Source organism: Cocleimonas flava, assembly GCF_004339015.1.
Lineage (GTDB): Bacteria > Pseudomonadota > Gammaproteobacteria > Thiotrichales > Thiotrichaceae > Cocleimonas > Cocleimonas flava.
Genome location: NZ_SMFQ01000005.1, coordinates 453,039 through 474,215 on the forward strand (window position 1 = coordinate 453,039; position 21,177 = coordinate 474,215).

14 protein-coding genes are annotated in these 21,177 nt (G+C 40.2%); 7 read left to right on the top strand and 7 right to left on the bottom strand.

The features are described from left to right. Positions 1 to 388: 388 nt before the first annotated feature. Positions 389 to 1,291 (top strand): phosphoribulokinase, encoded by a 903-nt coding sequence (locus EV695_RS18570; RefSeq protein ID WP_131907508.1) that lies wholly within the window; start codon positions 389 to 391, stop codon positions 1,289 to 1,291. A 211-nt stretch (positions 1,292 to 1,502) separates the two neighbouring features. Here EV695_RS18570 and EV695_RS18575 read toward each other — a convergent pair whose 3' ends face one another. Continuing rightward, positions 1,503 to 2,525, bottom strand: coding sequence for a CDP-6-deoxy-delta-3,4-glucoseen reductase (locus EV695_RS18575; RefSeq protein WP_131907509.1), 1,023 nt, complete (start codon positions 2,523 to 2,525; stop codon positions 1,503 to 1,505). A 738-nt stretch (positions 2,526 to 3,263) separates the two neighbouring features. On the opposite strand from EV695_RS18575, the gene EV695_RS18580 reads away from it, so the two are divergent. Then, positions 3,264 to 6,182, top strand: coding sequence for a ribonucleoside-diphosphate reductase subunit alpha (locus EV695_RS18580; protein ID WP_131907510.1), 2,919 nt, complete (start codon positions 3,264 to 3,266; stop codon positions 6,180 to 6,182). Positions 6,183 to 6,696: 514 nt separating this feature from the next. Beyond that, a complete protein-coding gene (locus EV695_RS18585; RefSeq protein ID WP_243651719.1) occupies positions 6,697 to 8,010 on the top strand; it encodes a ribonucleotide-diphosphate reductase subunit beta in 1,314 nt (437 codons plus the stop codon). A 277-nt stretch (positions 8,011 to 8,287) separates the two neighbouring features. Here the strand turns inward: EV695_RS18585 and EV695_RS18590 are convergent, their stop codons facing one another. From EV695_RS18590 to EV695_RS18615, 6 genes are all read right to left on the bottom strand, one after another. Further along, a complete protein-coding gene (locus EV695_RS18590; protein WP_131907511.1) occupies positions 8,288 to 9,238 on the bottom strand; it encodes a CobW family GTP-binding protein in 951 nt (316 codons plus the stop codon). Next, a complete protein-coding gene (locus tag EV695_RS18595; protein WP_131907512.1) occupies positions 9,231 to 10,853 on the bottom strand; it encodes an amidohydrolase in 1,623 nt (540 codons plus the stop codon). Before EV695_RS18595 ends, EV695_RS18590 begins: the two co-directional genes overlap by 8 nt. Then, positions 10,850 to 11,206: a GYD domain-containing protein gene (locus tag EV695_RS18600; protein ID WP_131907513.1), complete on the bottom strand. Its 357-nt coding sequence runs from the start codon at positions 11,204 to 11,206 to the stop codon at positions 10,850 to 10,852. Before EV695_RS18600 ends, EV695_RS18595 begins: the two co-directional genes overlap by 4 nt. A 3-nt stretch (positions 11,207 to 11,209) precedes the next feature. Next, entirely contained in the window at positions 11,210 to 12,724 is a 1,515-nt protein-coding gene (locus EV695_RS18605) for an ABC transporter permease (RefSeq protein ID WP_207907152.1), read from the bottom strand. Then, a complete protein-coding gene (locus EV695_RS18610) occupies positions 12,724 to 13,803 on the bottom strand; it encodes a quaternary amine ABC transporter ATP-binding protein (RefSeq protein ID WP_207907153.1) in 1,080 nt (359 codons plus the stop codon). The genes EV695_RS18605 and EV695_RS18610 overlap by 1 nt, the downstream gene beginning before the upstream one ends. 111 nt (positions 13,804 to 13,914) lie before the next feature. Then, positions 13,915 to 14,883, bottom strand: a complete 969-nt coding sequence (locus EV695_RS18615; RefSeq protein WP_131907514.1) for an ABC transporter substrate-binding protein — start codon at positions 14,881 to 14,883, stop codon at positions 13,915 to 13,917. A 186-nt stretch (positions 14,884 to 15,069) separates the two neighbouring features. On the opposite strand from EV695_RS18615, the gene EV695_RS18620 reads away from it, so the two are divergent. The 4 genes from EV695_RS18620 to EV695_RS18635 all read left to right on the top strand — a co-directional run bounded on the left by EV695_RS18620 (position 15,070) and on the right by EV695_RS18635 (position 21,086). Next, positions 15,070 to 15,783, top strand: coding sequence for a GntR family transcriptional regulator (locus EV695_RS18620; protein ID WP_131907515.1), 714 nt, complete (start codon positions 15,070 to 15,072; stop codon positions 15,781 to 15,783). Positions 15,784 to 16,540: 757 nt separating this feature from the next. After that, entirely contained in the window at positions 16,541 to 17,155 is a 615-nt protein-coding gene (locus tag EV695_RS18625; protein ID WP_131907516.1) for a nuclease-related domain-containing protein, read from the top strand. 155 nt (positions 17,156 to 17,310) lie between these two features. Continuing rightward, on the top strand, positions 17,311 to 18,243 hold the full coding sequence (locus tag EV695_RS18630; protein WP_131907517.1) for a hypothetical protein: 933 nt from the start codon (positions 17,311 to 17,313) through the stop codon (positions 18,241 to 18,243). Next, the gene (locus EV695_RS18635) at positions 18,240 to 21,086 is read left to right on the top strand and encodes a PKD domain-containing protein (protein ID WP_131907518.1); all 2,847 of its coding nucleotides are present in this window, start codon (positions 18,240 to 18,242) and stop codon (positions 21,084 to 21,086) included. Before EV695_RS18630 ends, EV695_RS18635 begins: the two co-directional genes overlap by 4 nt. Positions 21,087 to 21,177: the final 91 nt, after the last annotated feature.

The following is a 21,177-nucleotide window of genomic DNA, read 5'->3' on the forward strand; positions in this document are numbered from 1 at the left end:
ATTTATAACCATATATATATATCACTTCATATCTATGGTTGATTTTTACAAGCCTGCTTAAAATTTGAATAGTAATATTTTGCCTGCTCATTACAAAACATAAGCATTCCTTATATTAGCACCACTTAATACTTAGTTTCGTTTATGAGTCAATTATTACAAAATACTCTTCACCTTAAAGAAGTTCATATTCACAAAACCTGACCGGGTTCTGCCTGACTAGCCATTGTGAATAAAGATTACCGCTAGAATCGCTTCCGCATACCAAGTAAGAGAAACATTAATTATCCAAATGACTAAGCAGTCTGTTTATTTAATATGACTTAATTACCAAGTCAGTTTGTTGAATCAGATAGCTAAACCAGAAAACAGAACCGAGAAGAGCTATATGTCACAAAAACATCCTGTAGTTGCTGTAACCGGATCATCTGGCGCAGGGACTACCTTCGTTAAACGCGCTTTCGAAAATATCTTTTTACGTGAAGGAATAAACCCGGAAATTGTCGAAGGCGATAGTCTACATAGTTTAAGTCGAAAGGATTTTGGCAGTCACCTCAAAATAGCTTCCGAAAATGGTAACAATCACTTCAGCCATTTTGGTCCGGAAGCGAATGATTTTGCAGCAATAGAAGAAACGTTTAGATCATACGGTGCGACGGGCACAGGAAAAAAACGCTATTACTTACACAGCCCCAGCGAAGCTGAAATGCAAAATAAACGATTAGGTTGCTACAAAGAATCCGGAGAATTCACCCCATGGGAAGATATTAAACCGGGAACTGATCTGCTCTTCTACGAAGGTTTACACGGACTTGTGGTCGACAAGGCAACCGACATTAATGCACCCAGGTATGTAGATTTAGGGGTCGGTGTTGTACCTAGCGTGAATCTGGAGTGGATACAAAAAATTCATCGTGATCATGCAGAACGTGGTTATGACGAGGAAGTCATAGTAGATACCATTCTGCGTCGTATGCCCGACTATGTAAATTACATCGCACCACAATTCTCGCAAACGGATATCAACTTCCAGCGTGTGCCGACGGTTGATACCTCAAACCCATTTATTGCGCGTGATATCCCAACTGCCGATGAAAGCTTTGTTGTGATTCGATTTAAAGACCCGAATAAATTTATGATCGACTTCCCATACCTACTGAATATGTTGCACGACTCATTCATGACGCGTCGAAATACCATTGTAATTCCCGGTGGAAAAATGGGGATGGCGATGGAAATTATTCTGGCACCGATTATTCATCGTTTAATTAACAACGCCAGATGCTCCTGACAGAAAATCCAAGATATAAAAAAGCCCCGGCATAGTTATCTATTGCCGAGGCTTTTTTGGCTCTATTGATAGCTATCAATAGATGAAAACTAATATTCATTTAAACTAAAGCCACCCCCCTACTTTGAGGGCTTTTTTTAGCGATCTGTTTTCAGTGCAAAGCTATTAGATAAAAGTTCCAAGCTATTAGCTCCAAGATACTTGTTCTTGCTTAAGCTTCTTTCTCAGCCGCGTATTCAAACGCATCCGAGAATATTTGATCTTCAGGCAATCCTTGCTTTGCGAATGCTGCCTTAGCCGCATCAATCATTATTGGCGGTCCAGCTAAATACACATCATGGCCCGATAAATCGGCAAAGTCTTCCGCGACAGTATCATGCACGTAGCCTGTTTTACCTTCCCAGTCACTGCCTTCCTCAAGATCAGATAACACCGGAATATATTCAATGTGTGGGTATTGAAACGCCCATTTCTCGGCCAGATCAGCGCGATATAGATCGGCTTTGGCTCTTGCGCCCCAATATAAATGTATCGGGCGCGTATCGGCTTGCTCGATCAATTGTTCGATCATTGCTTTTATCGGAGCGAAACCAGTACCACCTGCAACCAGAATCAACGGTCTGTTAGAATTTTCACGCACATGGAAGCTTCCGTATGGGCCTTCTATTCTTACCAATGCTTTCTCTTTCATCTCACTGAATACGTGATCGGTAAATTTACCATCTGGCACATGGCGCAAATGTAATTCGAGGTATTCATCATTAGATGGAGAATTGGCGATAGAAAAAGCACGTCGTGATTTATCACGCATAATGAATTCGATGTACTGACCGGCACGGAAAGGCAAACGCTCCGACTCTGGCAGTTTCAATTGCATTTCCATCACATCGTCTGCTAATTTTCTTAATGAAATAACGCGTGCCGGCAACAATTTGATTTCTATATCGCTCGAACTGGTCACTTCTTTAACTTCAAGTACCAGATCAGATTTGGCGATAGACACACAAAATACCGCTTTGCCCTGCTCGTGTTCATGCTCCATAACGGTTAATGGCAAACCTTGTGGATATTCAATTTCACCCGAAACAACTTTGCCTAAACAGGTACCGCATGAGCCACTTCGACAACCATAAGGAAAACCAACTCCCTGACGTAAAGCCGCATCTAAAATCAATTCATTTTCTTCAACTTCAAACGTGTGTTCGCTCGGTTGCAAAGTAACCTTATATGACATAATTACCATTATTCCTGTGTTTTAGACTTAACGTCGAAAAATAATTTCGGCTTTCAAGAAAACCTTAAATCCGTCAGTTTTTAACTAAAAACTCGATGAATAAGCTAAGCTATTCCTCTCATTTTTATAGAAAAAGCGTATAATTTCACTGACTTTTATTTCGATATTTTTACGCCGTTAAATCGCGTTATTTGACGATATAAAGAATGAATTCTAACGCAAAAAAAATAAATTTTATTTTTATTTAAAGGACTACTCCGCCAGCACTAGGCGTCTGTGCTGACGATACGGACTTTTACCCAACTTATCCACAGATTATATACACCTTTCCACAAGCTTAAACACAATATGTTGTGCTTGACGATAACCCATACCACACTCTATAGTATTGCTACTTTTTATTGAAGTTCTAATTTACAGACTGTTAGTAAATTTCCTGATCAGTAATTTTTTAAATAAAATGATCACACATTAAACCGTTGCCTCAATAAAAATAAGGAAATATTTTTGCTAAAAAATTACTCACAAATAGACGCTTTAAAGATGAACTAAAAGACTGATTGCACGACCTTAACAGGGCGTGAATTTTGAGCGCAAAAAGTATTACCCAAAAAATAGACAGAAACATTTATTAACAAGGACAAAAACTCTGCAACAGCATCTGCAATAACAGAATTTTTTAACCTCGTCATTACTAGTGTCCTCATAAGACACCAAAGCACAAATAAAGGATAAAGCATGCAATCAGGCTCTAACGATAATTTCGCGAATACCGTCATCGATGATTCTCAAGACCCACAAAACAAATCTGTCTTAACTGATGCTATCGACGAAACGATGCAAAGAACCTCTGCACAGGAAGACGCCGTTTACAAAGTAGTCCGTCGTAATGGCAAGGTAACGCCTTTCGATCGCAGCAAAATCGAAGTTGCACTGACTAAAGCATTCCTTGGTGTCGAAGGTGGCGTAGCAGCCGCATCATCGCGTATTCACGACACCGTTAGAGTGATGGCACAACAAGTTAACGACAACCTATTCCGTCGCATGCCTGATGGCGGTGTTGTCCATATCGAAGATATTCAAGACCAGGTAGAACTTGCACTGATGCGTTCTGGTGAACGTAAAGTAGCACGTGCATACGTTATCTACCGCGAAGATCGCGCCCACGCGCGTGCCGAAAAAGCAGAACAAACTGCACCGAAAAAGACCTCTAAGAAAGAGTCTATAAACATCACCACATCAAATGGGGACACCAAGCCACTCGATAGAAACCGTCTGCGCAAAGTAATCGCAGAAGCCGTTTCGGGCTTACACGGCGTTGATCAGGAAACTGTCGAAAAAGAGGCATTGCGGAATTTATTTGATGGCATCCCGGAAGAGGATGTCGGTTCTGCGTTAGTAATGGCAACGCGCGTCAACATCGATAAAGATTCAAATTATTCGATGGTGGCTGCGCGCTTGTTACTAGACAATTTGCGTACTGAAGCACTGACCTACCTAAACGGTCGTCATACAGAAGCAACACAGGCAGAGATGGCTAAACGCTACCCTGCAACCTTGAAAAAATACATTAAACAAGCGGTTGAATTAGAACTACTCGACGAAGAACTAACACGTTACGACTTAACGAAGCTTGGTGCTGCGCTTAAACCAGAACGTGATCATCAGTTCACTTACCTAGGCCTTCAAACACTTTACGATCGTTACTTTATTCACACCGATAACGACGTGCGTTTTGAATTACCTCAAATATTTTTTATGCGCGTTTCAATGGGCTTGGCGATCAATGAAGTCAACCGCGAAGAACGTGCAATCGAGTTTTACAACCTCCTTTCCAGTTTTAACTTTATGAGTAGCACGCCGACCCTGTTTAATTCAGGAACGCGTCGTCCTCAGCTCTCCTCCTGTTACCTTACTACCGTGCCTGATAGTCTCGATGGAATTTATAGTTCTATTAAAGATGATGCATTGCTCTCCAAGTACGCCGGTGGTTTAGGGAATGACTGGACGCGTGTGCGTGGTCTAGGGTCTCATATCAAAGGCACAAACGGGAAATCACAGGGGGTTGTACCTTTCTTGAAAGTTACCAATGATACTGCGGTTGCAGTTAATCAGGGTGGCAAGCGCAAAGGCGCAATCTGTGCATACCTAGAAACATGGCACGTAGACATCGAAGAGTTTATCGAGCTACGTAAAAACACCGGTGATGAGCGTCGTCGTACCCACGACATGAACTCAGCAAACTGGATCCCTGATCTATTTATGCAACGTGTCGCAGAAGAAGGCGAATGGACACTGTTCTCACCAGAAGAAGTGCCAGACCTACACGACCTCTCAGGTAAAGCTTTCAAAGAAGCGTACGAAGCTTATGAAGAAAAAGCCGCTCGCGGTGACATGAGCCTATTCAAGAAAATCAAAGCAGTCGACCTATGGCGCAAAATGCTAGGCATGTTGTTCGAAACAGGACACCCTTGGATCACCTTTAAAGATCCTTGTAACATCCGTTACAGCAACCAGCATGTTGGCGTAGTACACAGCTCAAACCTTTGTACTGAAATCATGCTACACACCAACGATGACGAAATCGCGGTATGTAATCTGGGCTCAGTCAACATTGCAGCTCACACAACCGAGAATGGCATCGACATGCCAATGCTTGAGAAGACTATTACTACTGCAATGCGCATGCTAGATAACGTTATCGAGTACAACTACTACAGTGTACCGCAAGCGCGTAACTCTAATATGCAGCATCGTCCAGTTGGTTTAGGTTTGATGGGATTCCAGGATGCGCTATACAAGCAAGACATTCCTTACGCATCACAACAAGCGGTAGAGTTTGCTGATCGCAGTATGGAAGCGGTTTCTTACTACGCTATCCAAACCTCATCTGAGCTTGCAAAAGAGCGTGGTACTTACCCAAGCTACGACGGTTCTTTATGGAGCCAGGGCATCTTACCGATTGACTCAATCGAGCTAATGGAAGAGCAACGTGGTGAATACTACCAGGTCGACAAATCAACCAGCCTGGATTGGAGCACACTACGCGAGCATGTAAAAGAGCACGGCATGCGTAACTCAAACACCATGGCGATTGCACCGACAGCGACTATCTCGAATATTTGTGGCGTCAGCCAGTCAATCGAGCCGACTTACCAGAACATGTTTGTTAAATCGAACCTCTCTGGCGAGTTCACCGTGATTAACCCATACATGGTTAACGAGCTTAAAGACCTGGGTCTTTGGGACGAAGTAATGATCAACGATCTTAAATACTTCGACGGCAGCGTACAACAGATTGACCGTATTCCAGAGAACCTAAAAGCGAAATACGCAACCGCGTTTGAAGTTGATTCACGCTGGTTGATTGAAGCAGGAAGTCGTCGCCAGAAATGGATCGATCAGGGTCAGTCATTGAACCTATACATGCAAGAGCCATCGGGCGCTAAACTCGACAACCTCTACAAATTAGCATGGGTACGTGGTCTTAAAACCACTTACTACTTACGTTCGATGGGTGCCACAGCAATGGAAAAGACACAGGAAAGCAGCAGTAATGTTCGTGAGAATGTTGCACCAGAAGCGCCTGAGTCGGTAGGGTCTGCAGCGCCAGCGGCTTGTTCGATACTAGACCCAGACTGCGACGCATGCCAGTGATCTGGCACCTGCCTTTGCATCGTTAGCGTTGTTGCAAGGACCTCTCAAACTGGTCACATACACATTGTATGCTCCCAGCTTTCGAGAACCTTGCGCCTAGCTACCAATACAAATTCAGGCGCCACAAGCAGTACGTATCAAAAGGCACCCCCCTACTTTGGGGCTGTTTTTTGAAAAGAAACAAATTAGAAACAAATAGAACATCGAAGGGAATGCTTCTCCCCTTTAATCGAGAAGCGACATTTTAACTTTATTGCATCTAAATGATGTGATTTTCGCCCATAAGCAAGGCGTCTGAGAAACCGGAGCGCAGCGTACATTGAGTACGTGAGCAACGGAAGTCGCAGGACAACGCAACAGATGGGTGAAAGGCGCATTAGTTAGCTGCAATAACAACGAAGGAAGCGGTAACTTTTTATGACTAAGTCAAAATCACACCGCCCTACAAAAACAACAACATTACGGGCTAACAAAGCGCGAGCTAACAACGCACGTCAGAAACGGAGAACATATAATGCTCAATTGGGACGATCCACTAAGCACGTCGACACCAACAACGGCAGCGGTACCACCTTCAGCTGATACATTAACAGCTGATGCTCAGACAACAGAAGTACAGGCCGAGCCACAATCACTAGCGGCATCTTATGCAACTAGCAGTGTACTAGGCGGTATGGACTTTGACGGTTCTTCACTAGAAGAAAAAGGTGTGGTACTTCCTGGTTCAACGCCAGAAGCGGCTACACCATCGCCAGCAGATGCTAAATTAGCAGAACAAGCGATTGAAGGCATCGAGCGCGATCAGGTAGAAATTGCAGACTCACTTGCACCCGTTAAAGCGAGCGACAAGCGCGTAATCAATGGCGAAGCTGACGTAAACCAGCTAGCACCGTTCAAATACCCGTGGGCGTGGGAATACTTCCTAAACGCAAACAAAAACCACTGGACGCCATTAGACATCAACATGGCGCAAGATGTACAAGACTACCAGCACAAACTAAACGATGCTGAAAAACACGTCTACGAAAACGTACTAGCCTACCTAACGACTTCAGATATTCTCGCCATGCGTAACATCGGCCTAGCCGTGATGGAAAAAATGACAGCGCCAGAGCTACAGATTTATCAGGCACGTCAGGTATACGAAGAAGCACTACACACATGGACATACCAGCACTGTATCGAAACCATCGGTCTTGACCAAAGCGAAATCTACAATCGCTACAGAGTCGTACCAGCGATCAATGGCAAAATCCAACTCGCTAACCGTCGTTTAGATTCAGTGATGCGTTCAGACATGAACCTAAAGAATCCTGACGACCTTAATGAATTTGTTATGGCGTACACCTTCTTCGCAGGTATCTTCGAAGGCACATGGTTCTACAACGGCTTTACACCAATCTTCTCGCTACAACGTCGTGGCTTAATGAAAGGTACATCAGAGCAGTTGCAATACATCATGCGTGACGAAGTAATGCATGCGTCATTCGGTATCCGCGTAGTAAAGCAGATCATGCTAGAAAACAACGTAACGCTAGACCCAAAAGCCATTCGTGAAATGTGGGATGAATCAGAAGCGGCAGAACAAGCCTACTCGCACTACATCTTAAAGAACCCAATCTTAGGCTACACAGCCGAAGACCACATCGAGCAATTCCGCTTTATCGCCAACCGCCGCGCACGCCAGTTAGGCATGGAAGAGCCTTTCCCAGGCGCACAAAACCGCTCAGCATGGTTAGACGAACAAGCAAATATGAAGAAGGAAAAGAACTTCTTTGAAACGCGTGTGACTGAGTATCAGACTGGTGGGGCGCTTGATTGGGGTTGATTTTATTTATAAACCACAATAATAAAAAATTAACTTTCTAAGTATAAAAAAAGCTGGCATCGCCAGCTTTTTTTATACTTAATAATTATTCTAACTAATAATACATATAACAGAAAAATTAAAATTTAGACGATAAACGATAAAATCAAAATGTTTGAGTATGTATTGGACACAGGTCATATTGAATACATCAAATCTAAAGATGAAATGATTTTTTTCATAAAGCTAAACATCAATTTATTGAGAATTGATAACACTTATCGCTGATATTTTGCTGTTAGCAAATAACCTGTATATCATTGAAGCCAGTTTTGAAGACTTCGACATTCATTATTTCACGACGGCCAATCATCACTAATTGTGACGACAATGAAGGGCGCTTTCCTAATTTTTCATAACTTGCTCTGAGACCTACAAGGTTAAAGCTAATCAATTCATCAGGCTCATCTGAAAATCGTAAAAAACCCTTTGAACGAAAGCAATATTGAGAGAACTCATTAACAAACTGCAAAAAACTATCCCTATCTATTAAAGAATCTGTTTCACAACTCCATTGCGTATATTTTTCTTCATGATTAATAACTTCAGAGAAATGAACATTACGCTTTCTTCCCAAAAAGTGATTATCACTTAGAATTATCTTTATCGGCAGTTCACAATGTGTTGTTTCTTGTACATTGGAATAAGGGGCAGATTCACTTATAAGACTTTTTAGTAAATTGAGTTTTTCTAGTGTTATAAGGTCACACTTATTTAATAATACTAAATCTGCTGCAACGGCATGATCAACGATAAGCTCAGAGTCCTCGTAATTTAGACCTCCAAACCCTTCTGCATCTAATACATAAACACGCGTATCTAAGAATGCTGCCCCCGATGCTTCAAGCATATTGAAGGAACTATCTAGTGCCCTAGGATCAGAGACACCACTCGCTTCAATAACGACTGCATCAGGTGGTTTTTTTGAACTAGAAAAATTACTAATGGATTTCACTAGGTCTTCATTAAGAGAGCAACATACACATCCATTCTTTAAAGAGATACGATCTTGTTCTACTGTTTTAATTAGAGCATGATCAATATTTATTGCACCAAAATCATTGACGAATACGACAAACCTTTTTCCTTCTGATTTCGACAGAAGAGAGTTCACAAGCGTCGTTTTACCAGCCCCGAGAAACCCTCCGATTGTTATAATAGGTAAACGAATAGAATTGCTCTTAATCATTATGCCAAATCCGTTCACCTGCAAGATATGTTGAGACTACTTTTATATCTGCGATATTTGCGGCATCTGTTTCTAATGGATTACTTTCAAGAATTACAAAATCAGCATGTTTTTCTACTGAAATTGATCCTAATTTATCTTCCATTCCAATTTGAAAAGCGGCATCTATAGTGACTGATTTTAGTGCTGTCATAACATCAAGACATTCATCTTGACCAAGGCAGCGTCCATCCTTTGCTGTTCTTGTCATACTTGCTTTCATCAACTCAAGTGCTGAAGGATCTGTCATTGGTGTATCTGCATGAAGACTAATCCGCATGCCTTTCTTTACTGCTGTACCTGCAGGCATGTAGTGTGCTGCTCTTTCTGGACCGAATAACGCATCTTCAATCGGCCCACCCCAATGAGTAATATGATTGATGAAGAAACTACAAATCACGCCTAATTCTTTTGCTCGCTCGATTTGATCCTCACGCATTAATGCACAATGTTCTAAACGGAATCTGTGATCGGGACGCGGTGTCTCTTTAAGTAGCACCTCAACTAAATCCAAAACCATATCAATGGTTCGGTCGCCTTGAGTGTGAACGGTCATTTGCCACCCTTGCGAAAAATAGGTACGAACCATTTCCTCGAAATAGTCTTGGGGATAATTAAGGGAGCCTGTATGCCCAGGTTTTAAATCCATTCGATGAAGCGTAATTTCATTTTCAAGATATGGTTGAGTCAACCAGATATTACCTATAAAGGGAGAACCATCAGCATGTATTTTAACACCTGCCATCCATAAACGGTCATCCCCCTCTGATAAGCTTTCAACAGCCATATCAGATGTAGTTGCCTGTTGGTATGCAGCAATGCGAGGCATGGCCCAACCGTGTTTTAAGGCATTTTGAAAATAAACCTTATAGAATGGCATGTAAAGGTGTTCTGTTGTGGTGGTAATACCGTTTTCAACAAACTCTTGCACCGTGGTAGCAAAACCCTCGGATAAACGAATATCTCCCCATGCTTCATAAAAATACTCTAAGGTGCTCCAGGTGATTGCTTCTGCAATTTTACCTGTTGGACGTTTATTTTCATCACGCTCAATAATACTGCCTGTAGGGGTTTCAAAGTTTTCATCTATTCCGCATGCTTGTAAACCTGCTGAGTTTAAATAAAGTGCATGACAATTTGAGGTCTGGATACCGATTGGATTATTTGGTGCAATTTCGTCCAATGTTTCTCTACTCGGTGATTCCATATCAGGATGCAATTGTGCATCAAGGCCAAAAAATAATAGATATTCTCCGGGCTCTGCTACCGCCACTCTACGCTTAATCTTCCCCATTAGAGCGGCATAGGTTGGTACAGTTTCTGCTCTCACATCAACAACGGGTGCACCTCGTGTTTTTGCCGCCCATAGTGGATGAGAATGCGCATCTATAAACCCAGGGAGTAAAGACTTCCCTTCAAGGTCTATGCAATGGGCTTTACTTGAGAGCGATTTTTCAGCATCCAGTCTGGACCCCACACATACAATTTTTCCATCTGCAACAGCTACGGCCTCTGGATCAATATGTGTAGAATCAACTGTTATAATCGGCCCACCATAAAATAGTATTTCTGTCATTTTTTCTCCGCTACATGGTCGACAGTAACAGTAGCGTAGCTATCTCTCATGTTTCCAGCTTTCTCTTGAGCGGCTAAAAATTCCTCATTACTAAATAGTGGAATGATTCTGTGAGTTTTAGACATTCCACTAGCATCAGCTAACATCATATTAGCTGCCACCGATGCCATATCAGGCATCTCATAAATAAACATCATGTCGTATTCTCCACATGTACCATAAGCGTGAAGGAGTTTACCTCCCATTGCTCCAACAGCTTTTTCAGAAACTGCGGCTCTATCATTAGGAGTCGACAGCATTTCTAATTTTTTATCATTCTCATACTTAATAAACATTGCTACGGTTACAGACATTTTTTATCTCCTTTTACCTTGAATAATGCGATCTAAAATCATCGCGCAGAATAATATTGCGAGGCCAGCAAGAATGCCTTGACCTTCTGATGCATATTGAAGGGCTTCAAGAACATCTTCTCCCAAGCCTTTTGCACCTATAAGCGAAGCGATCACAACCATTGCGAGGCTAAGTAATATTGTTTGGTTTATACCCGCCATAATCGACGGCATCGCTAAGGGTAAGTCCACTTTCCAGAGTAAATACCTTTTACTGGCTCCGTATGCCATAGCGGCTTCACGAACCGTTTTAGGAACACCTCTAATACCTAAAACGGTAAGTCGAACTACTGGTGACCCACCAAAAATCATGGTTGCAACTATTGCAGCCGGTTTACCTGTTCCGAAGAATGCTATGATAGGTATGAGGTATACGAAGGCAGGCATTGTCTGCATGAAATCCAGAATTGGTCGTACGATTGAATAAAGATGTTGGTTCCTTGCACACGCTATACCTAAGGGAATGCCAAGTGATATTGAAATGCAAGCAGCTGTACCAAGAAGAGCAAGTGTCATCATGCTCTTATCCCAAAAACCGAGATATCCTAAATAAGCAAGTGCAGCTGCGGTAAAGATTGCCGCTCTCCATCCAGCCGACAATCCCGTCAGCAATAAAATAAAGCCGCACATAACAGGCCATGGAGTTTCAACAAAAATAGTTTCGAGTGCATCGAGAACATTTCGGATCCCAAATGTCAATCCATCGAAAAACCATTCTGTACTAATAGCCGCTTTGTTCATCCATGTTTTGATGGCCTCGGCAACACTTGATTGGACTTGCGGGTCTGCTGGGAATGTTAAAAGAGACGGAAATACTTCAGGAAAACCAAACTTAAGCGAGCAAGTAATATAAGTAACTGCAGTTAATGTCGATGCTAAAACAATTTTTTGGGTATTCAATCCATTCCCAAGAGATTGATCCGACAACCACTTAGAAAAACGTGATTGCAGAGCGGGATTTGCAAGAATTGCTTGAACAGTTTTGATGGTAAAAAGACCAATAAAACCCAATATAATTAATTGAAGAGAAGTAGCATTCGCAGCTACAGCATCTGCTTTGATACCATTCACAGCACGCTCAAGCGAAGCAATCGAACTCTCAAAACTAGCAACATTGTCTGGAGCACTTAACTTTGCTTCAGCGAGTTGTTGATAACGATTCTGAAGGGTACTCTCAATACCTGGGAGACGAGCGAGAATGGGGGCTCCAAGGTCTCCCCATATCCCTCTTGCTAACTGGACTACCGCTAATGTTTCCAATGCTACGAACGGCAGGTAATAAGCCCAGAGGCTTCGCATTCCGAACCAAATAGAGCCAAGAACAAATGCCATCCAGTTCCATGTATATGCGAAACCACGTTTGTCACCAATAAACTTAAATTGTCCCTCATAATAGTCGCTACGAACTGTCACGAATTCCTTAATTTGAGTTTGATGATCCATATCTTCCGAGATCACATCATCTAATTTATTTTTCATCAATCTTCAGTCCCCATAATCACGCCGTTCAAGATGTCATTTTTGGTAATTACACCTGAAGTGCCTATATCTTCGTCTTGAACTAGAATTGGACCTTCAGTTCCTGTCGCTTTTACAATGATTTGTTTCAATGTCTCATCACCAGACACTGTTAAAACGTCTTCAGGTAAAACACCGTGTTTAGCTTCATACTCCTTGCGAGATTTTGCCAGGGAATGAGCACGTATAAGATTGATGCGTGAAATACCCGCGACGAACTCCATCACATACTCATCAGAAGGATTCATAATGATTTCTTCGGGTGTTCCAGTTTGCACAATGACACCGTCCTTCATAATCGCAATACGATCTCCAATACGGACAGCTTCTTCCAAGTCATGCGTAATAAAGAGAGTTGTCTTTCGCATTTTATGTGCAAGTCGCATAAATTCATCTTGCAGTTGTCGCCGAATAAGTGGGTCTAATGCGCTGAATGGCTCATCCATAAGCAGAACATCAGCATCAGCGGCGAGAGCACGAGCTAGACCTACGCGTTGTTGCATACCACCAGATAATTCATGAGCAAACTTGTCTTTCCACTCTGAGAGTTCAACCAATGCAAGTGCTTCTTCAGCAGCTTTCCAACGAGCATTCTGTGAAAGTCCTCGGATTTCCAACGGCATTGCTACGTTGTCTCTGACCGATCGATGAGGAAGTAGGCCAAAGTTTTGAAAAACCATAGCAATTTTTTCGTTTCGAACCTTTAACAACTCCCTGTCATTTAACGACAGAATATCTAGACCACTTACAACTACTTCACCTGATGTTGGTGTTAATAATCGATTTACATGCCTAACTAGTGTTGATTTCCCACTACCTGATAATCCCATGATGCAAAATATTTCACCACGTTTTACCGAGAATGATGCATTTGCTACACCAACTACACAGTCAAATTCTTCGAGGACCTCAGCTTTTGACAAGCCATGCTTTTTAACAGCAGACATTGCTTTTTCTTGTTGTGCCCCGAAAATTTTCCAGACATTATTCAATCTGATTACTTCGTCTTGAAACTCTTGTTTTTGTTGATTAATAGACAAAAAATCCTCTCTCCCGTTTATAAATATACGGTAATTGACACTTCAGTATTTATGTCATGAATCCAAGTCCCACCTCGTATAGGAAAGACCAGGATTCATGAGTGACGCTACTTATTTCAATCCTAACCATCCATCTACTCGGTCAGAATTTGCAGCTATCCATTCACGTGCGACCTCTTCACTAGGGCGTTTCTTGACTACGATTTCATTGGTAAATCTATTTACGAGATCAGTATCAACTTTAATCTTTTTAAGAAATCTGGCTATAGAAGGTGTACGAGATTCAAGTGTTTTTGAGTAAGCAACATGAATATCTTTTGGCTTATCTCCCGTTTCAACCTTAGAGTTTTCAAACCACTTAGGATCTTCTGCAGGCTGTTTCATATCGTATTTTTCGGGGTCATATGCAGGCTCTTCAAGTCGAACCATATCGAATACAAACCAGTTATAGTGAGGCGCATAACAGTAGAAAACGTAACCTTCACCTTTCTTCAACGCATTTGCTATAGAAGCTGTAGCCACTTCTTCTTCAACTTCACTAGGTTTGTAAAAGTTAGTAATTCCATAATCCCTGACTTTAACCGCATTAATTTTAGTAGAAGCCCAACCAGGGGCACCAATCCAAATATCTCCCATACCATCACCATCACGATCCATCAATTTTGCTATTTCTGGAGTAGCAAGATCGAATACAGTTTTGATTTTATTTTTAGTGGCAAATTCTCTTGGAGCACAGAATGCAGAAAAGCCTTCATAGCCATTTTCGCTCAATACAACTGTTTTATTCTGATCCACATATTCATCAGTGAAATTAGCTTGATTTGGGAGCCATACATCTGGATGCACATCTATTTCGCCTTTACCACGATCCATAGCCTTGAATATTACGGCGTTAGTACCAGGAACAAGTTCTACCTTACCTCCAAGCTTGTCTTCAATGACTACCTTAATTAAGCCAGCCATAGCCCTACCAGATGCCCAGTTAGGTTCAGCAACTTTTACAACTTCTTGTGCAAATACGCCGACAGTAGTTGTCGCGATCAGGATTGCTGACAAGGTCAGCTTTTTTAGACTTTTCATGCTTTCTTTCCTTTGGTTTTCACTTTAGGGCTACATAACATGTTAACATATTGCTTTAACATGTTAGTGATTTGATGATAGGTTGTAATATTTCACAAGTCAAGTTTGAAATGTCATAAAATATTGTTAACATGTTAGTAATTAAATAATGTTTACACCATAAGAAGCTTTTAGAGGAGATTTAAAATGGTGAAAGAATCAATACCTGACAATAACAATTTGGATGAAAATATTCAGAAGTCACCCAAGATGAGAGACGAAGCTCTAGTTGATTTAGAAAGAATGATAGTTAATGGCTTGCTAGAACCAGGGCAGTGGGTTTCTGAAACTTATCTTATTGAGGTATCAGGTCATTCGCGTGCCTCAGTTAGATCAGCCATCCAAAGATTATCAGATCAAGGGCTTTTAAATATAATACCTCGAAGAGGAGCCCAAGTATGCCCTATAGATTATACCCAGCAGTTTAGATCTTTAGAACTAAGGCGAGCAGTAGAAACTTTGGTTGCCAAATCAGCTGCAAAACGCGCATCTGCAAAACAACGCGAAAAATTTTCTGAAATTGCCAATGGTTTTAGACTAGCCTCACAAACCAAGCAGCAACAAGTAATGACCGAATTAGATTCAGAGTTTTTTGCGTTAATGCTGAGAGCAGCTGACAATTCATTCGCGGCAAGAGCTTTGACATCAGTAAAAGGTCTAACTCGTCGTTTTTGGGTATTACATCAAGAGCAATATGGTGATTTTGGTCAAATGGCAAATACTCTCGCTGATATTGCAGATGCGATATCTAAATCAGATCAGGACTTAGCAGAAGCTGCAGTTGGTAAGCTTATTGATTATGTTGAGAAATTTACACTTGAGGTAGTGGGTTTTAATAGGAAGGAGGGAGAAACTAATTAAGCTTAAAATTTCTAGATGAGATAAAAAACAATAAAAAAGCTTATAGAACAAAGCGAGGACATGTAAAAACCTGAAGAATAACCATTCATCAGTAGATAATGTAAGGCCATTGTAATAAATGACACCTCCCTACTTATGAACACTTTCTTTGCACCAATTCTATGTTAATCCTTTCATCAAAAAATTATGGGTATCACACGAAATAATGGATCAAATTGAAGGTTAATTGAGCGTAGCGAATTCCCTTTATCCCCATTATTTCTGAGAAACGCAATGCCCCTTTTGTTATTAAAGGGGCGCCTTTAGTTGGCGGCACTTTTTATTCGACTGCGTCTCTCCCTAAAGGGTCGTCGTCTCTACGCTCCAACGTTGTCTCGCGATGCTCGGCTGGGATACGTTTTTATTGCTGTAGATAAAAAGGTATCTCGTTGCCCTTCTCGTTAATTAGAGAAAAACAAACAGCCACAAGGCAGCGAAAACTTAATCCGTTCTAGTAGCAAATATTATTACAAGTGCAAACACTGTACGTCGACGATTCCTTTCGGAATCTACGACGAACTTTAGCGAACTTACCGTTTAGTTTTTTTAAACGGATAATTCGATTATTTGACGTGTCATTTCTAGCTCCTAAGGAGCCTAGAAAAGCCACCTCCCCACTTACAGCCCCTTTTTCCATACAAACCAATTATCAGAAAAAACGCCCATAAGTAGGGGGGTGGCATAAAATAAAAATCAAACAATTTATAAAAATAACATAATGTTTATCTTTGTATTTCTAATCATAGTCATACTTTTAATTGTCGTTATACAACTTCAATCACCCACCCTCAAAGGTAAGATTGGTGAATCAATCGTAAACCGTGCGATCAACAAAAAACTCAACAAAGCTCAATATCATCTCATCAAAGATATAACCATACCGGTGTTAGATCACACCACCCAGATAGATCATGTCATCGTTTCTCGATATGGAATTTTCGTGATTGAAACCAAGAATATGAAAGGCTGGATATTTGGTGGCGAACGACAGAAAATTTGGACACAATCTTTACTTGGAAAGAAATTTAAGTTTCAGAACTCATTACATCAAAACTATAAACACATAAAAGCATTAGCGCATATGCTCGAACTAACAGATGATAAATTCCACTCAGTAATTGTCTTTACTGGTGAGAGTACATTCAAAACCCAAATGCCTGAGAATGTCTTAGATAAAGGCTACATCGATTACATTAAGTCTAAAAAAGAAGTAATTTTTTCAATATCTGAAGTATATGAATTTATTGAGAAAATAGAGCTACTAGAATTAGAACGCTCAAGAGAAACGAATAAAAATCATATCGCTTATTTAAAAATGCATCATAAGACTTGAATTGTGAGCTTCCCCCACCTTTATATGCATTTCCTCTAGAATTGTTTTAGTTCAGGTATATTAAGCTTTTATTAAAGTGTCATTATCTCAATCACAGTTAATGAAATGTTCTATATTTACTATAGATATAGGATTATTTGTGAGGAGCGTAAATAATGTTGTATGCACAAAATAGCTTTATTAAAGTAACTTTATTGATAATTATTTCAATAATGATAGCCAACAGTTGCTACGCTCAACAACCAAAATACCCTGCAGCAGTCATGCTAGGTGATGGTGATAATAAAAAAATGTTCGTTTTTAATAAGCTGGTTAACTGCTCTGCACCAAAAGAAAAAACGGGAGAGTTTGATGCTGCGCTTGTTATAGATGCGAGTAACCCATTTCCTAAAATGAGCATATCTGGCAGATTAAAAAGCGCCAATGTGGTAATTGATATCAGTGATACGGTTAGCTATAAAAGCCAAGGCAAAATTAAATGGTTTGAAAACCAGGGTTTTTATTACCGAAATTCATTTGAACATTGGGAAAATGGGAGTTTGATTGGTAAAACACCTTCCGTGGTTTCTTTGAATTGTTTTTATGATAAAAAATCCGTATCTGAGAAAACACTAAAAAATGATGGAGTAGATAGTTCAGGTCAGGTCAGTGCAGAAAAATTAAAAGAGGCTGAGTCCGGTGCTCATACGATGATTCGCAAAAAACTTAATGAGGCAAAGTCAAAGAAAAACACAGTGAAACCCAAAGCCTATGCCACATTTATGGCACGTAATACTTACCCTCCACTTAAAATGAAGTCATATCATCTTGATACATTCAATGAATGTAGAAATCCAAGTGCTGATGACAATACAATCTCAATAGATGTCTCTGCTAAGTATGATGAAACCTCTATGAAAATTACTGGCACACTAGAATCACCCAATTTTGATATCAGTCTCGGCGAGGGTAAGGTTTTTAGTGGAAAAGGTAAGTTTCTGCAAAGTAAGAACGACGAACATACATTCCATTTAAGTTTAAAACCTTCAACAGGAAGTAAAGCCACTCAGCCAAAAACATTTACCGGTGGCTTTTCTTGTTCACAATGATTCATAAAAGCCTATCAAAGCGTTTAAAGGCGTTATTTTATTGTTTAGTTATCTGTGTATATGCATCAACTGCAATTGCTGAAGATAAATTACACATTATTGGTACTGACTCTCCTACCCTCGGTTGGTCATGGCCTTATACTCTGACTTCTTTCGACTTGCCAAATAAAGCCAATAAATCAGGTTACATCCCCAACATTCCAGCTGAATTTCCTAATGTAATGAATGGAATGTACGAGCGAGATCAGGAGGTTAAAATCTTTTGGGATTTTGGTGATGGTAGCTCCAAGTTCAATTCGAAAGATCGAATCAATGCATCACACATTTATAAAAAAGCTGGCACTTATAACATCAAGGTTGTTATTACAGATGAAAACGATCAAGTATTTGCCAGTACTTCTAAAACTGTAACTGTTAAACCAACAGAACCACATTCCTTTTTTGGTGTAGTACCTGTTAATGAAGATGAACCCACTCGACTTAAATTCGATTCGGCTACATTTCTCAAAGAACCAACAGATGATCAAATGTTGACATATGAATGGGATTTTGGCGATGGGAACAAAAAAAAAGGAGAAAACTTAGACTCTTTAATTTACACATATGCAACAACAGGAACTTATAAAACTAAACTAAAAGTAACGAATAAATTTGGATTAACGCATACCAGCAAAAAAACAGTAAGGGTAATTGCAAAAAAACCTGCAAAGGTTGAACAAACACAAGATGAGTTAAAAGCCCCAGATATTATTAGCAATAAAGTTAATTTGAAAGTATCTGGAAGTATATCTGCAAAGATTAGCGCGACAGCCGAACGCACAGCATCAAGCGTTTTTATGGCACCAGTAAGAAATGGTACTTGCCAAGTGTGGATTAACTATTGGGATGATACCAACTTAGTAGGCGGTTTGTTATTAGTTAATTTAGGCTATCTCCCAAAAAATGGTGCAAACTATAAATTTAAAGGAAAGCAAAGATTTAGTTTAGCGGCTTACCCTGATATTAAGACTTATTTATATGCTAAAACAAACCTCCATCCCTTAAGTAGTTCTGCAGGTTTTAACAAACCACTACACAGTTTTGGTGAAATCGCAGAGCTTTCTATGAACAGTGGCACTATAGATTTAACCGTAAAAAATGGTAACTATATATTAGGAAAGATCAATAGCAAACTTACTGGATATATTGGGCCTTTTCCAATTGAAAATAGAAAAAAAATATCTATCAACGTGAAAGGTGATCTCAGTGTAACTCTTGGAGATCGTGGTATTGTAGATACAATTTTTAGCCCAATAACTTGTAAAGAGAAGGGCTTAGAAATTATAAAACGTCACCCTAAATCAGGACAAAAACATTTAGTAATGCCTCGGCCTATAATAAGAAACAACTTTAATGATAATCTTCAAATAGATAGCGTTAACGATCAAACATTTCAAGTAGGTTACCCCAATGCCAATGGTGACTTTATCAAAGCACCAGGTAAGATAATATTAAATAAGAAGAAAATAGAATTTGTACCAAACAAAAGACTACGTCCTGGTATCAGGTATACAGTCAGAGTCAAAACTGGAGAAAATGGAGTACGTTCAGCATCAGGAAGCCTTCTTATAGATGAACAAGGTACAGGTTGGCAAGAGTCGTCATTTTGGACAAAGATAGATTTTTCGAGTGATTCCGGCAACCCCAGTAATTTAAGTTGTGACGTGTATCAAAGCGTGAAAAACGCACCTCTTATCGAAGGCAAACCTGCATTGATGAAAATCTATGCTGATTGGCCTGTATATGATGATGTACATAAAGATGCTCAATACAAAGACTTTAAAGCAAAAGTATCTTTATATAAAAAAGGAAAGGCAATCAAAACCATTTTGCATAAATACACAAGAACTGATAGACGTAGTGGCTGGGGAAAACCAAGATTACGCAATGAAGAAGCCGCTGAGCTTCCCTATTTACCTAACGATTACAAAGTCGAAAATATCAGCCTAATCGTTGATGATAAAGTCGGCGGCCAATCAAGTTATAATACTTATTGTAGTACACCAAAATGGGACTTAGTACCAACTTTAAACGTAGCTTTCTTCGTTATTGATGATGGTCGCTACGGCCCTAATACTAAAAGCGATATACCAACACAGTTGAGCAAACAGCATGTTAAACAACTAATCGATCAATATGCCCATGAAGTTAAAATTTATGCAGAGCAGATACTTCCAGTTAAGACAATTGATATATATCCACCTGTTTTTATCGACCCACCTGATATAAATTTAAGTTTGATGAATTGGTATACAAAAGGATGCAAACCTCCAACAATCTCAGATATAACTGTAAAAATAATTGAAGCTGAGATAGGTGAAAGGAAAAAGATTTTAGACGTTATTAACAACCTAGAGAGTAATGCACATATCATTGTATTACTAGGTCCTCCTGTTCTCTTAGGTGGTGGTGGGGGAACAGTGGCAGACTTAAGTTCAAAACAAGGACTGATTACAATGTCGGTTGCAGATGATGCAAAAGCTTTTAAAAGATATGTAAATGGTTTGGTTCATGAATTCGGTCACGTGTTATCTCTTCAACACAAGCCATTTGTTGATGCTTGTTCAAGAAGTAAGCTCTTGGCAAAAAGGGATTTTGGAACCAGACAATGGTATGAAGGTATCGATGCTATGCGAATCTCTGCGGATGGAAAGACCTGGTGGCATAAATCATCTAGAATTGGCAATGATGAATCTATACACATAGCTCCTCTCATGTTTCCCGGAACCTTACAACCTGAGGATGCTTTTATTTCACATCATCATTATAGAAAAGCGCAATATTTTTTAGAAAAATATTATTAACAACTGCTAGTTAGTGATGAATTTTACTATTATAAAGACACCCCCCTACTTTGAGGCACTTTTTTAATCCCTTTCCCTCCCCCAAGAAAGA